Annotated in this window: 14 protein-coding genes; 11 read left to right on the top strand and 3 right to left on the bottom strand. The window is 32.6% G+C overall.

Features of this window, described 5'->3' with window-relative positions:
• Nucleotides 1–145: 145 nt before the first annotated feature.
• Complete coding sequence (locus B0A68_RS09430) at nucleotides 146–397, top strand: hypothetical protein (protein ID WP_035679873.1); 252 nt, start codon at nucleotides 146–148, stop codon at nucleotides 395–397.
• A gap of 316 nt (nucleotides 398–713) precedes the next feature.
• Here B0A68_RS09430 and B0A68_RS09425 read toward each other — a convergent pair whose 3' ends face one another.
• Together B0A68_RS09425 and B0A68_RS09420 are read right to left on the bottom strand one after the other, a co-directional pair.
• Entirely contained in the window at nucleotides 714–1,505 is a 792-nt protein-coding gene (locus B0A68_RS09425; RefSeq protein ID WP_035679875.1) for a glucose 1-dehydrogenase, read from the bottom strand.
• Between the two features lie 56 nt (nucleotides 1,506–1,561).
• Nucleotides 1,562–2,140, bottom strand: a complete 579-nt coding sequence (locus tag B0A68_RS09420; protein WP_035679878.1) for a TetR/AcrR family transcriptional regulator — start codon at nucleotides 2,138–2,140, stop codon at nucleotides 1,562–1,564.
• Nucleotides 2,141–2,689: 549 nt separating this feature from the next.
• Here B0A68_RS09420 and B0A68_RS09415 point away from each other — a divergent pair.
• The 7 genes from B0A68_RS09415 (at nucleotide 2,690) to B0A68_RS09380 (ending at nucleotide 9,287) form a co-directional block, all read left to right on the top strand.
• On the top strand, nucleotides 2,690–4,198 hold the full coding sequence (locus tag B0A68_RS09415) for a DEAD/DEAH box helicase (RefSeq protein ID WP_035679881.1): 1,509 nt from the start codon (nucleotides 2,690–2,692) through the stop codon (nucleotides 4,196–4,198).
• A gap of 207 nt (nucleotides 4,199–4,405) precedes the next feature.
• Nucleotides 4,406–4,975, top strand: a complete 570-nt coding sequence (locus B0A68_RS09410; RefSeq protein ID WP_035679883.1) for a Crp/Fnr family transcriptional regulator — start codon at nucleotides 4,406–4,408, stop codon at nucleotides 4,973–4,975.
• Between the two features lie 103 nt (nucleotides 4,976–5,078).
• A complete protein-coding gene (locus tag B0A68_RS09405) occupies nucleotides 5,079–6,179 on the top strand; it encodes an SDR family oxidoreductase (protein WP_051892405.1) in 1,101 nt (366 codons plus the stop codon).
• A 420-nt stretch (nucleotides 6,180–6,599) separates the two neighbouring features.
• Nucleotides 6,600–7,028: a hypothetical protein gene (locus B0A68_RS09395; RefSeq protein WP_035679888.1), complete on the top strand. Its 429-nt coding sequence runs from the start codon at nucleotides 6,600–6,602 to the stop codon at nucleotides 7,026–7,028.
• Nucleotides 7,029–7,267: 239 nt separating this feature from the next.
• Nucleotides 7,268–7,570, top strand: a complete 303-nt coding sequence (locus B0A68_RS09390; RefSeq protein ID WP_035679891.1) for a hypothetical protein — start codon at nucleotides 7,268–7,270, stop codon at nucleotides 7,568–7,570.
• Nucleotides 7,571–7,986: 416 nt separating this feature from the next.
• A complete protein-coding gene (locus tag B0A68_RS09385) occupies nucleotides 7,987–8,994 on the top strand; it encodes an RHS repeat-associated core domain-containing protein (protein WP_035679892.1) in 1,008 nt (335 codons plus the stop codon).
• Between the two features lie 98 nt (nucleotides 8,995–9,092).
• A complete protein-coding gene (locus B0A68_RS09380) occupies nucleotides 9,093–9,287 on the top strand; it encodes a hypothetical protein (RefSeq protein ID WP_089069724.1) in 195 nt (64 codons plus the stop codon).
• A 1,276-nt stretch (nucleotides 9,288–10,563) separates the two neighbouring features.
• Here B0A68_RS09380 and B0A68_RS09375 read toward each other — a convergent pair.
• Nucleotides 10,564–11,169, bottom strand: coding sequence for an FMN-dependent NADH-azoreductase (locus B0A68_RS09375; RefSeq protein ID WP_035679899.1), 606 nt, complete (start codon nucleotides 11,167–11,169; stop codon nucleotides 10,564–10,566).
• Between the two features lie 174 nt (nucleotides 11,170–11,343).
• Here B0A68_RS09375 and B0A68_RS09370 point away from each other — a divergent pair, with 174 nt between their 5' ends.
• From B0A68_RS09370 to B0A68_RS09360, 3 genes are all read left to right on the top strand, one after another.
• Nucleotides 11,344–11,715, top strand: coding sequence for a winged helix-turn-helix transcriptional regulator (locus tag B0A68_RS09370; protein ID WP_035679902.1), 372 nt, complete (start codon nucleotides 11,344–11,346; stop codon nucleotides 11,713–11,715).
• A 519-nt stretch (nucleotides 11,716–12,234) separates the two neighbouring features.
• Nucleotides 12,235–13,053: a 1-acyl-sn-glycerol-3-phosphate acyltransferase gene (locus B0A68_RS09365; RefSeq protein WP_051892406.1), complete on the top strand. Its 819-nt coding sequence runs from the start codon at nucleotides 12,235–12,237 to the stop codon at nucleotides 13,051–13,053.
• A gap of 934 nt (nucleotides 13,054–13,987) precedes the next feature.
• On the top strand, nucleotides 13,988–14,827 hold the full coding sequence (locus B0A68_RS09360; RefSeq protein WP_051892407.1) for a T9SS sorting signal type C domain-containing protein: 840 nt from the start codon (nucleotides 13,988–13,990) through the stop codon (nucleotides 14,825–14,827).
• The last annotated feature ends 65 nt before the right edge of the window (nucleotides 14,828–14,892 follow it).

Below are 14,892 nucleotides of genomic sequence, written 5' to 3'. Positions count from 1 at the left end.
CACCCTGTTTCTTCTGAAACTGGGTGTTTTGTTTTATAAAGACTTTTTATGTTTGGAATATAGTAGATCAGACAGTAAGAATGTTTGATCTTTTTCAGTACTATATTTGAAGTCTTTTTTTTATTTTGGATAATAGAGATGGTAATTGGCAGCAATACTAATAAGAGGTATTTTTTTTCTAATAAAAGGTGCGAACCAGAAAATTAGGATATTTATAAATCCACAGAAGCCAAAAGCTGATTTACAAAGGAACTTTGACAGGAACGATTTTGACAGTAACGCCTATGGATTTATTAAAGGAGTTAAAATGACTCTTCTTGATGAAAATAATCCAAAAAATAGATCAAACAATGAATACGCAAAAAAGGAGCTTGCATTTCAAAGCAAACTGCAGTAAAAATATTCTGTTAGAGTAAAAAGAAAAATGTATCCATCCAAAAAAATAAAATTTCAATTTCTAAGGGGTGAAAAACAAATTGAATTTTAATTTTGGAAAATGGAATATTATTGATTCCGCTGCATGATGATTTTAAATATTATGAAGAAGAACATTTAAAAAGCCGAATAAGTGAGTTTATAATCTCATCAATGCAATATCTAATAACTTTCATGTCAAAAAAATCCCGCAGCTATAATTATCTGCAGGATTTTTTATTTTATAAATATTAAGATCACAGCATATGCCATAATCCGTTTTGAAAAAGTTTCTAAATTTATGAATTACCATAAAGGTTTGATTCGCCTCCATCAATTGCAATGGTCTGCCCATTTACGTATTGGCATTCATCGCTAAGCAGAAAGGCCACAAGGTTACCAACATCTTCAGGTTTCCCTAACCTTCTAGTAGGATTTCTTTGTGCATATGTTGTTTCAGCTGCTTTCGGGTCGGCCGGATTTACTTGTTTAAATGCTTCTGCAACCATTGGAGTAAGGATAGCTCCTGGCGCGATTGCATTGGTATATATCCCATCTTTACCATACTCGATGGCCGCGTTTTTGGTCATACCAGAAACGGCATGTTTACTTGCTACATACGGCATCTGATTAACAACGCCTCTGATTCCACCTACAGAAGCTACGTTTACAATTTTCCCTCCGCCGTGTTTCTGCATTACCGGAATCACATATTTTAAACCGTAATATACCCCCATAAGATTGATGTCAATTACTTTTTTAAATATATGGATGTCATAGTCGACTAGTGGTGCCTGTTTTCCTTCGATACCTGCATTATTGTAGAATCCATCGATACGACCAAACTCTTCAACTGTTTTGTCTACATAATTTTTTACTGCCTGTTCATCTGAAACGTCAGCTACTACAGTTATGATTTTTGCAGCTGGTGCAACTGACTGAATTTCTGCTTTTGCTTTTTCTAGTGCCTCGGCATTGTAATCTACAATAGACAGATTGGCTCCTTTTAGAGCTACTGCTTTACTTGCTGCAAGTCCGAGGCCCATCGCTGCTCCGGTAATAATAATTGTTTTGTCTTTAAAAATGCTCATGATATATAGTATTAAAATGTATTAGTTGAAAAATTATTCATTTAAAATTTAAATTATTAGCTCATGCCCCTCCATATCATATCAAAGCAGTCATCTAAGAGTTGCTGGCTTAATGGAAATAGCTTTTGGATGATACCTGTAGAGCAGGAGCGTACCGCACCATCAAAAAAGCTGATAAGTATAATTGCATCCAGTGCTTTTATGATTCCTTCCTGCTGTCCTTTTTGTAAAAGATCATATAGTGGTTTATTCTGTTTTTCATACTCGGCTAATTGTTTTGAGAAATTTAACTGTATGTAGCCGGACTGTTGATACTGGTCAATAAATACAGTTTCGTCATAATTCTTTAGCCTGTAGTTGAGCATATTGATATAAATCTGCTTAAGCGATTGTTTTATTGGTATATTAATATCAAAGTCGCGGTACATTGCCTGTGTCATTTTATCTTCTACGGCTGCATAAGCCAGCTGTACTATCTCTTCCTTATTTTTAAAATAAATGTACAGAGTGCCAGTGGCAATTCCGGCGGTTTTACTTATACCTGAAACGGTAACACTTGCTAATCCCTGTTTGCCCGTAAGTACGAATACAGAATTTAAAATTTTCTCTCTTTTATCAGGATCTAATGGTCTCATATAGTAAAGTTAAATGAAATTATATTCATTTAAAAATAAATATTCAAACTATAACTTTTCTTTAAGAGGCAGGACAGGAAAATTAGTTTTGAAAAAATATGCATTGTAGAAAGGTTTTTTATGTGACTGCACTGACAAAAAATTCAGATTTTCATAAGTTTTCTTTTTAAAAGGCAGGTCATTGCCAGTAGATTTTTAATTATTAATAACATGATGTTTTTAGAAAACAAGCAGGTAATATTATAATAATTCGGCATAATGATGTAAGAAACTATTTTAAGCACAAATTACTTTTACACAGATAATAACTTAATATTTGATTTTTAAAATTACTTCAAATAAGGTGTAAAGAGAATAAAATTCTTATCAATGTAAATTACCAAGTTATGTGTAGGAAGGTGTAAATTCTACAGTAGGAATTCAGTAATCAGTTTATGAAAGTTATTGGTTTTGAACCTGACTAATAGATGACATGATCAAGCAATGGGAATATGAACAAGATACAATCGTAATATTCCGTTAATTAAATTGGTATAATAAAAAATCAAAATGAAAACTAATATACAGCCTAAAAATGCATTTTATGAATATCAGCAAAGGGATATTCAAATTATTTTTGATGAAATAGAATGTGCAGCAGAAAAGAAACTCTTGTATCAATTGCCGACTGGCGGAGGAAAAACTGTTATTTTCTCTGAAATAGCCAAGAGATTTATGGCACAATATGGCAAAAAGGTAGTTATCCTGACGCACCGTAAAGAATTATGCACACAGACATCGTCAACATTAAATAGAATTGAGGTAAAAAATCAAATCATAAGCAGTGCTAGCGGAAACTTCAAATCAGGCTGCGACTGCTACGTAGCGATGGTAGAGACACTGCGAAACAGGATCAAATCTAAAAAAATAAGAGTAAATGATGTTGGGCTTGTTATTGTAGACGAAGCACATCATAATTCTTTTAGGAAATTAATGAGCCATTTTAAAAAGTCAGTTATTATTGGTGTTACGGCCACACCTTTTAGTTCTGATGTTTCCAAACCGATGAAAAGGCATTATGATACATTGATTACAGGAGAAAATATTGCGGATCTTATTGCCGGCGGATTTCTAGCCAGACCCAAATCAAATGGTTACGAAGTAGAATTGAATTCTCTGAAAACAGGACTTCATGGTGATTATACAGTAAGTTCATCTAATGAACTTTATAGTTCTGCAGCAATGCAGGATTTGCTGCTAAAAGCATATGTGGAAAATTCCAAAGGAAAAAAAACATTAATTTTTAATCATGGAATAAAAGCTTCAGAGAAAGTATATGATACCTTTACTGCAGCTGGTTTTCCAATCAGACATCTCGATAATAAAACGTCAGATGAAGACCGCAGAGATATCCTGAAGTGGTTTAAGAAAACTAAGGATGCGATTATAACCTCTGTTTCGATCTTAACTACGGGATTTGATGAGCCGGCGGTGCAAAGTGTTATTCTTAATCGCGCTACTACATCTATTACGCTTTATCATCAAATGGTAGGGCGCGGGTCTAGAAAACTTCCTTCCAAAAGAACTTTTTCTATTATAGACCTGGGTAATAACATACAGCGTTTTGGAGCATGGGAAGAACCAGTAGACTGGAAGTTTGTATTTGAGCATCCTGATGCATTTGCCAAGCAACTTCAGCATCACTCTACTGCTGGTTCATCAATACAATCTCATGGACTCTCAGCTGAGCTGCGTGCCCAGTTTCCCAATACTCTTGAGATGACTTTTGATATAGAAACAAACTATCATGAAGCGGTTGACACAGAAAAAAAACCGAAAACAGTGATACAGCAATCTATCAGACAGCAGGCAAAAATGTGTATGGATAATGCTGAAACATTATCGCAGGCCATTTTATTGGCAGAAGCTCTACAGCCTGAAATCGACTGGCGTGTTAAGCAGTATGTAAAATGTCTCGATAATGCAAGCAAGAATTACAAAGAATGGCTGATGGAAGATTATCAAAACCGGTTAAAAGGATTAATTATAAAGTTATATCCAAAAGTAAAAGCTGCTTAAAGCTTTATTAATAAAGTAACGGTTATTAAAACGAAACTTATTTTCAATAAAAAGTTTTGTGAATGTTATAATTCGAAGTCGCTTATTCTTTTTTGATTTCCAGTTTTGAATTCAAACTGTGTTTAAATATTTTTATACTAAATGAACCAACTTCAAAATATGATACCTTTGTAATGATTCTCAAATATTAAAGGAAATTATAAGGTTATGTACGATATCTTTTTTAATCATCTTGAAAAAAAGATTCAGTTAAATGAATCTGAAAAGGAACTGATTAAGTCCTTTTTTTTGCCTAAAAAGCTTAAGAAAAGGCAGTTCTTAGTTGTTGAAGGCCATCCTTGTACTTTTATGGCGTTTGTTTCAAAAGGTCTTTTAAAAGCTTATAATATTGATGAAAAGGGCAATGAACATATCAATCAGTTTGCACCTGAAGGCTGGTGGACGTCAGATATGAATAGTTTTTTCAGCGAAGAAATTTCATTTTACAGTATTGATGCCATGGAGGACTCGGATATTCTGGTGATTACTAGTACGGATTTTGAAAATTTAACATTGCAAATTCCTATTATGGACCGTTATTTTAGGCTGCTTTTTCAAAATAGTTTAATTACAAAAGAACGCAGATTAATAAGTTCTAATACTCATAATGCAGAAGAGAAGTACCGACACATTTTAAAAAATAATGCTGATTTAATAAAACGTGTTCCCCAGAATTTATTGGCTTCTTACCTTGGTCTTTCTGCAGAGACTTTAAGTCGTCTTAAAAAGAACATATAACCAACCTGAATTGAAATAATTGATCTAGATCAAGCTGTTTCCTTGTTCTAGATCATCTTTAAGAAACTGGGTTTAATTTAATTTTGTGGAAAAATAAAATTATATGGTATCTCAGCAATTAAATACATCAGCTGCTGCAGGCAATATTGCTTTAGTAGTAGGAGCAACTGGTATTACAGGAAGCAATCTCGCTTTAAAACTTATAGAAAAACAATGGACTGTTTTTGGACTTTCGCGTAATCCAAATAATAATGTTGAAGGGTTACATCCAATTGCGGCAGATTTACTTAATGAAGAATCTTTAGCAGCTGCTTTAAAAGATATTTCGCCCACCCATGTTTTCTTTACTACATGGATGCGAAATGATACGGAAGAAGAAAATATCAGGATTAACAGTGCTATGATCCATAACCTACTGCATATTTTGTCCTTCAAAAAAACCGTGCAGCACGTTTCTTTGGTCACGGGTTTAAAGCATTATTTAGGGCCGTTTGATGCCTATGCAAAGGCCGGAACACTTCCTGAAACACCATTAAGAGAAGAAATGCCGAGATTAGATCTGCCTAATTTTTATTATTCGCAGGAAGATGAGATTTATAAGGTTGCATTAAGAGATGGATTTACATGGAATGTACACAGACCGCATACCGTTATTGGCAAAACGATAGGGAACGCAATGAATATGGGAACAACATTGGCAGTTTATGCCAGTATTTGTAAAAAAGAAGGTCTGCCTTTGATCTGGCCGGGTTCAGAGGCACAATGGAATGGGCTGTCTGATGTTACAGATGCTGGGATTTTAGCAGAACAAATAATTTGGGCTGCTACAACACCAAATGCGTGGAAAGAAGCTTTCAATATTACAAATGGAGATGTTTTCCGCTGGAAATGGTTATGGCCCCAAATAGCACAGTGGTTTGACATTGATTTTGAAGGGTATAATGGTGAAATTAGACCTTTGGAAGGAATACTAAATGAAAAACAGTCAATTTGGACAGAAATTGCAAAAGAAAACCAATTAGTAGAAACCAATTTATATACGTTAGCATCTGCATGGCACACAGATCTTGATCTTGGACGCCCATTAGAGGTTATGACCGACATGTCCAAGAGCAGACAGCTAGGGTTTTCGGTTTATAAAAGTACAAAAGATTCGTTTTTTGATTTGTTTACACTTTTAAGAAACGATCAAATAATTCCGTAACGTGAAAATTCTACCAGAAATTTCAAAATCACATTATAATCAAATAAAGGCTGGTTTTCAAACATATTTAAACCACAGAGCTTGCCGGCTAGACAGCTGGTGAGTTCTGTGGTTTAATTCTATTACAAAATGTCGATAATTCTAATTTGAAAGATCTGAGGTTTATATTTAGATATTAAGCGGTTCATCTCCTAAAGTTCAGATAGATAATATGGTTTCGAAAAACAAAAAAACAAGGGTATGGGACTTTTAAATAAAATAAAATAAAATGATAAAAAATAAAGAAAAATTGCTAAGATTAAGTGCGTTAATATTATTAATTATTATAGTTGTTTTCTGTACGAATTATTTTTTAGTAAATTCGATTTCGCAATTAACTACAAGTAAAGATGTAGGAAAAAAACATACAAGAACAAATAGATGGAGAATAAAAAAATATATTTTATTGATTTAGTTTACTATAATTGCTACGCATTTTATAGAAGAAATGAAAAGGATTTAAATGAGTTTTCAGGACAAGCTCTTACTTCGGTATGCCTATCATTAAATTTAGTAACTATTATAATTTTAATTCAAGAAATATTTAAATTATCTTTTTTTGATAATAAATGGAATACACTATTTGTGTCATTGCCTGTATTGTTATTAGTTATTATTAGATATAATAAATATGTAAATATTGAAGAAATAGAAGATTCACTTAACAATAAAGATCGAAATCTAGTTAAGAAATTAAATTTTATTGCTGGTATTTATGTGATAATTTCAATATTTGGTTTTCTTTTTTTAATTATAATTTTAGGAGAGTTGAATAATCCACCACCATTTTGGAGTAATTGGTTTAATTAAGTCTATTAATGAATAATAGTGTTTCAGATTAGGTTTTTATAAAATGGTGTTGAATCTATAGAAAAACTTTTAAAATATAAATTATAATCCAATTAAGAGCTATTTAGATAATGGAGAAGAAAAAGGTAAATAGGTTTATGAAGAATCTTGTTTAGAACATAATTATTAAAATTGAGAATTTGTCAATATATCAAGTAAATTTACGGGATATTCACACCAACCAGGTACGAAAAGATAAGATGAAAAAGAAGATTTTAATCATTTGCAGTTTATTACTTTTTATTCTATTATTTGATAGATTATTGTTTATGGAATATAGGCTTAAAGCAGGATGGAGTTATAGTGGGGGTAGTTATTTAGGTGACCCTATAGGTTACGATCAAGACTTTGTTTTAATTAAAAATAAAATAAAATTTGTACGAAATAAATCTGAAGACAATCCTGTTTTAGAAAAAGATGTTTACTTGATAGGATGTTACTTTAATATGCTACTTATGTATGATAATGATTTAAATAAAACAGCATTTTATATTAAATTTTAGATTTTTCTGTGTTCTTGTAGAGAACCCCGACCGCTAGGATATGCGTAACGATAGCGCAGATTTGCAATCTTTGCCGACAAAGAGAATCAAAAGCCAAAAGCCATTCCATAAGGGAGTGGTTTTTGGATTTTATATAGTTATTGCATTTTTAGCAAACAGATTTTGAATTATTAATATCGCCCGTTCTGTGAAGTGTTGCTTATAAAAAATTGCTGTTAGAAATTCTTTATATAAAATAAGTTGAAAAATTATATTCTGCCAAGAAATATAATCAAGAAATTCACAGCAATAAATTTATGTGATCTATACTAGATTAAATATAACCATCAGGCAGTATTGAGTATATTTACAATGCCTCGGGGCAGAAACTGGAGAAAAATGTAACCGAAAACAATATAACCTTACACACCAATTATGTGGACGGTTATCAGTACAAGGAAAATGTTCTGGAGTTTTTCCCCACGGCAGAAGGTTATGTGAAAAACGACAACGGTGCGCTTTCCTATGTCTTTCAGTACAAGGATCATTTAGGAAACATCAGGGTCAGTTATACTAAAAACGCCTTAAACGTTCTGGAAATTATTGATGAGAACAATTATTATCCTTTTGGATTAAAACACAATGGATACAGTGTTTATGAAGGGACTAATAATAAGTATAAGTACAACGGCAAAGAGCTCCAAGATGAGCTGGGACTGAACATGTATGATTATGGCTGGAGGAATTACATGCCAGATATTGGACGTTGGTCACAATCTGACCCATTATTAAATGATTTAAAATTTGCTCACGATATTAATGATGTAGATGAAGATGATAAGGAAGCAGTGTATATGTCTATTATCAATGACTTCGAAGTTGGTGGTGGTATATATAATACAGACAATTTAAATCCTTACGGTTATGGATATAATAATCCTGTAAGCTTTGATGACCCAGATGGAAGATGTCCTTCTTGTATATGGGGAGCAGTAATTGGAGCTGCTGTTGATTATGGATTACAAGTAGCTGTTAACTATGCAGGAGGTAAATCTGGTTCTCGTGCTTGGACTGATGTAAGTTTAACCTCTATAGCAGTTTCAGCTGGTGCAGGAGCTTTGAGTGGAGGAATCTCATCTCTAAATCAGTATAAAAATGCTGCTAGAGGAGTGAAAATAGCTGTTGATGTAGCTACAGATACGGGAGTTAGTGTCGCAAGTCAAGCAATTAAAGATGGCAAAATCTCAGTAGGGAGTACACTTGTTGACGTTGGAGCAGGAAGGTTAGCGGCTGGAATTGCTGGTAAAATAGAAAAGAAAGTGCTAAACTCTTCAACAGGTAAAAAATTGACAGCTGCAGTTAACACTGAAAAGAATATAGCTCGCGGAAAATCTAATGTGGCTTCTAAAGCGAAAGCAAATGTCAGTGGGGCAACAAAGAAATAGGAAAGTTATGTCGGAAAAAGAGCTGCGGTATCAGCTGCCGTTTCATCTGGTACTGCATCGACAGTTGCAAATAAAATAAAAAAAGAAGTAGAGAAGAAATGATGAAAAAAATAAAAAAATATATTGATGAAAACCCTGATGTAATAAATATATTGCTCGGAGTTATATTATTGACAATTGCAGGTTTTGTTTATTTTGATTTCGAAATTATGTTTAAAGTATTTATCGGAGTTGTTATATTTGGTATAGTAATAGGACTAATCTCCTTTTTAATAAGGATACTTTCAAAATAGAAATTATTTAATTTATAGCACAGCCATTCCATTACGGAGTGGCTTTTGCTTTTATAGCGTTTCAAAGTGTACTAAACTGCTAAAATAGAATTCATGTTAGCCTGCATCTGCTACGGTATCTAAATAAATTTGAAAAATAGTATTTAGAATATCCTCCCTCCCTGTATCGGCTGTTTTGATATCAGAGACCGAGATTTTAGGTTCAAATTACCTCCCCGTACTATAAAATTGTGTACTTATACCAACCGATACCATCCGTGTTCCAAGTGAAAACTCTACAGTTTTTCAAATTCTACTGACCAGTGTGTCATTTTGGAACACATATTTACCTAGCCAGAAAAATATTTAAAAAAAAATTTGTCGAATTTAAAGATGATAAATATTATAGTGTTTTCAAGAAGAAATTTAAAATAAAGTAGTTAAAGAAATATTTTTTCATCTGGTTAATACCGGTAATGTATCAGATGTGTTGGTGGTTAATTATTGCCTCTCAAATTCACAGAAAATCAGATATTTATATTAATATCGCATGAAAATTAAAACAGCCTTTAGGCTGTTTTTTTATATTATAATGCCGTAAATCAAAAAAAATGGAGTCAAACCAGACAAGGTGTTTCAGATGTGTTGGTGATATTTCGAAAGATTAAAAAAAATATTCTAAGAACTATTATTGTTCTGAATCTGCAATCAAATGGATTGAATCAAACAATGCTATATTGAATAGTGGAGGACAACAATGGTCAATACGCTAAAAATTGTGTAAATAAAAACATTGTTGAAGACTTTATACCGCATAATGAAGGGGCAATAATCGGGAATAAAATTTTATTTTCATGTTCAATTTTAAATAAAAAATCTGCATTACAGGATACAATACAAACGATTTTTTTAAGATTTAGTTGTATTATTTGTACCTCGACAGCGCTAAGCATTTTAAATAAGGAAAGTTAATTTCTGTCGGTAATGGAATAATACTGGTAAATGATTAGAAAGATGAGTCAAATTAGCATTATTTTTAAGTCTTTGATTTATACTTTTTTACTGAAATATAAAGTTTTAATTCCCGCATGTATATAAGTACTGTACTGGAAGATATTTGATACCCAACCGCTCGGATATGCGTAGCAATAGCGCAGATTTGCAATCTGTGCCGACAAAGATAATCAAAATTCAAAAGCCATTTCATAACGGAGTGGCTTTTGAAAACAATATAACCTTACACCAATTATGTGGACGGTTTTCATTACAAGCAAAATTGTCTCATCCTATAAATAGTTTAATCAATCACTATACTGTCAATTGCTTTACTTAGAGCATGTTCCTTTAATTCTGAGACTTTTAATCCTTCTGCCCGAAATGCTGTAAGATCTGTCATGCCTAAGAATCCGAGGAAAGCCTTTAAATAAGGAACTACAAAATCATTGACCTGACCGGGACCTTCTGAATAAACACCTCCGGAAGACATTGCTACATATATTTTTTTTCCCGTCACCAACCCGATTGGCCGTCCATCCTCACCGTATCCAAAAGTTACTCCAGGTCTTGTAATATGGTCGATCCATGCTTTTAGTGCAGAATGGATTGTGAAATTGTAAAGTGGAGCACCAATAACAATGATATCTGCAGCTTGTAATTGTTGCAGTAAATTATTAGAAAACGCATTCGATTTTTTTTCTTCTTCGCTTAGAAAATCTGCAGGAGTGAATAATTTTCGAAGTGATTCAGAATTAAGATGCGGTATCTCAAGATCAACGAGATTTGATTCCTCCAATGTGCTGTTTGGGTACTTTTCCTGAATCTTTTCGATAACGGCTTTTCCCAGCTTAATACTGTATGAATCTTTTGGCTGAATGCTTGACATTAAATGAAGAATGTGTTTCATAGCTTATAGGTTTTTAAGTTTATTTTTATACTCTAATATTTATTTAACAATTAAGAATAATATCTAGAGATATAGCATTTATTTTGAGCAAAGTTACAGTTCCAAGCTGTTTAAAAGAGTGCAGTTTCCTAAAGGAAACTAGTTACTTTTAGGAAAGTTTGTATCTTTGTTTTTATGAAAACACTTGAAAAACAGGAGCTTCCCACTAAAGATGAATGCGCAGGATCACTAAGGAATATTATAGATGCACTATATGTTTTAAATGGAAAATGGAAGATTGCTTTAATTCTTAGTCTCATTCAATCTCCAAAACGTTTTAACGAAATAAAAAAAGAAATCGAAGGAATATCACCAAAGATTTTAGCAAAAGAACTCAAAGACCTGGAATTGAATGATTTTATTAAACGTACTGTAAATCCAACCATTCCTGTTACTATTATCTACGAAGCAACTGATTACAGCCGAACCTTAAAAAATGTAATATATGAGCTTAGTAACTGGGGCAAAATGCATAGAGAGAAAATCAAAGAAAGCATGAGGAAATAAAAATCTTAATCTTGATAATTTTGGATTATGAATCTATTTTACTCTCAATCTGCTAATCTCATTAAATATTTATAAAACTGATTTTAAGAAGAGTAGTCAATACCTCTAAAACTTTATAGTTATAAGACGGTGCTGTAAAGAATTTTGAGTGATTCTGCTTGAGGTATAATCTTTTATGTAATCTTAGGTTTACAAGAATATAAGTCTGCAATTTATTGATTAAAGTTTTTTATGGTTTTGATTGATTAATAAATCCTTATGTTTATTGAATTTAGACATTCACTAAAACGGCAGATTCGCAATATAAGAAAAACATCCTTACTATTTATATTTGTTTTATTTGAAATATTGAATGCTTGCATATAAAATCAGACTATCTTTACCCCATATTGTGCTAAAGAATATGAAGATAACAAAGCTTATTTCCTTACCAAAAGCAGTATAATAATACCATTGCTAATTCCAATTCATTTCAGGTTTTTTATTAGTTTTCAAATCCAAACTTAACAAATATAGCATATGACATTGATATCCAAGGAAAAATTTTCTGAAGCGGCCGGCCTTTCTAAAATTCCAATACCCGGATTATCCTCTTATTTAATGAAAGTAATGAAAATTAATAATTTAAATGCTATTGTAAAAGAAGCAGGTAATCTTGAAGGTGCAGAATTTGCCGATTATGTTTTAACGAACATTGGTGTAAAAGTCGAATTTGATGCCGCTGAATTACTAAATATTCCTAGTGAAGGAGCATTTATAGTGGTTGCCAATCATCCTTATGGAGGAATCGAATCATTAGCTTTATTAAGTACAATTGCGAAAAGGCGCCCTGATACAATGTATATGGGAAATTTTTTATTAAAGGAAATTCCAAATCTTGAAAAGTGCATTATTGCAGTGAATCCATTTGAAAATATACAGAATTCTGCCAGCATCACGGGATTAAAAATGACTCTTAAAGCTTTATCAGAAGGTACTCCAGTTGCTATATTTCCTGCAGGAGAAGTATCATCTTATAATTTTAAGACCAGTGAAATCACAGATCCGGAATGGCATCCTGTGGTGGGAAAAATTATCTGCAAAGCAGATGTGCCGGTGCTGCCAATATATTTTCATGGAAATAATGGTTTTTTCTTTAGTATGTTAAAATCAATTCATCCAATGCTCCAAACCTCTAAACTAATTTCGGAATTGTTTAATAAACAAGGACATACTTTGAAGATGACTATCGGAAAAACCATTTCTTTAGAAAGGGTTAGAGGAAAAGTTTCCGATCCGTTAATGTTGAGAAACCTTAGAAGCAAGCTTTACGCACTCAAAAATCAATTACATAATTAAAAGACTCAAGCCAAGATATTAATAATTATGATAGCAGTTTTGTAAGATTGTGAAAGCATCTTAGAAGTGCACCTATTATAGAGATATCGAAGTTATAACTATGTTGCGTGGGACGACGGTGATTATGGAATTAGTACTCAATTAATTCGTTTTCCAGACCAAAAAGCTGCTATTGTTGTACTTACAAACTTAGGATCGGGCGAAGCTTTTAAAAAGGCAAATGCAATTGCAGATGTGTTAATAGATGAAGGAAAACTTTAAGAAACTACAACTGACATCCATTTTACGAAACAGCTGATTTTACACTAAGCTGTTAAATTTCATTTTATATCTATTATAATCCGACCGCTCGGATATGTGTATAGCGCAGCTTTGCAATCAGTGCCGGCATCAAAATCTAAAAGCCATTCCATAACGGAGTGGTTTTTTTGTTTTATATCGTTATTACATTTTTAACAAAAGAGATTTTGAATTATTAATATCGCCAGTTCAGCCAAGTGTTAAGCATTTAGATTCTTTACCGTAATGAATAATTTAAAAATAAATCGTTAGCATGGATTAATCTGAAAGCAGTATAAATTCGGTTTATTTCTTCTTAAAAATCTTTTTTAATTATACATAAATTCTTAACTTAATATAGTATTTGATCGTTGAAAAGCAAAAAACACCGATGTAATACCTTGCAAAAGGCATCTGCATTTTAAGTTTTGTTGAGAATGGCCACTCTATTAAATGTTTTTTACTTCAGCCGATCCAATGCAATTTTTAAATTTTAAAGATCAGCAATAGGAAAAAACTACTCATAATTATATCCATAATGTTATTTGTTTTTTAGGGCATTTATAATGCCCCTGTCTTTCTATTGATGTTATTTAAAATTTAAAGAGAACAAGCGCCGGCGCGTAAACCTTTAATAATTTTAAATCATTAAATAATGAAAAAACTTTTCGTTTCACCAATATTTTTTTATACCATTTTATGGATTCTTTTGTTTAATCCAATGAATGTTCAGTGTGCACCCGCACCAGTACGCAGCCACTTTTACACTTTTAAGCTTGCTAGTCCGTTTTCAAAATCCTATTTAGAAGCCGAACAAGATAGACACCGCGTATGGCTTAATTTGACAAATGATGAGGGACTTTTTAAACAAATTCTGATAGCTTATGTAGCTGGAGCAACTAATGGATGGGATCATAATTATGATGCGGTGACAATAGGTGCCAATACATATGCAGATTTTTACAGCATTAACGAAGACAGAAAACTAGTTATTCAGGGACGTGCTGTTCCATTTGATCCATCTGACACTATACCTTTGGGATATAGATCCAATATAAAGGGCGATCTTAAGATATCCATTGATGATGCAGATGGCGATTTATCCAACACAGATATTTATTTGCAGGACAATCAGACTGGTATTATCCACAACCTGAAACATGGCGCTTATACCTTTTCGACCACAACTGGTACTTATACCAATCGTTTTGTAATCAGATACAATACCGATGAAAAGCTAGGGGTTGATAAATTTAAACCGGACTCGAAGGATTTAATTGTGAGTTCAAAAGACAAAACGATCACTTTACAATCGGCTCACAGCTCTTTAAGAGAAGTTAGTGTTTTCGATATTACTGGAAAACTGGTTTACAGCAAGCAGAAAATCGGAACCGCTCAGTTTGAGATTAGCAGTATTCAGTCCGGCACTCCAATTTTATTAATTAAAACAACATTAGAGAATGGAAGTACAATAACCAAGAAGATACTTTTTTAATCTTCTGACAGTAAAAAAAAGCAAGCCTTGCGGAAATCACTTCGATTCCGCGGGCTTTTTATACC

This window comes from Flavobacterium reichenbachii, assembly GCF_002217435.1.
In the GTDB taxonomy this organism is placed as follows: domain Bacteria; phylum Bacteroidota; class Bacteroidia; order Flavobacteriales; family Flavobacteriaceae; genus Flavobacterium; species Flavobacterium reichenbachii.
The sequence above is the reverse complement of the archived record's forward strand: the minus strand, read 5'-3'. Positions and strand labels throughout refer to the sequence as shown.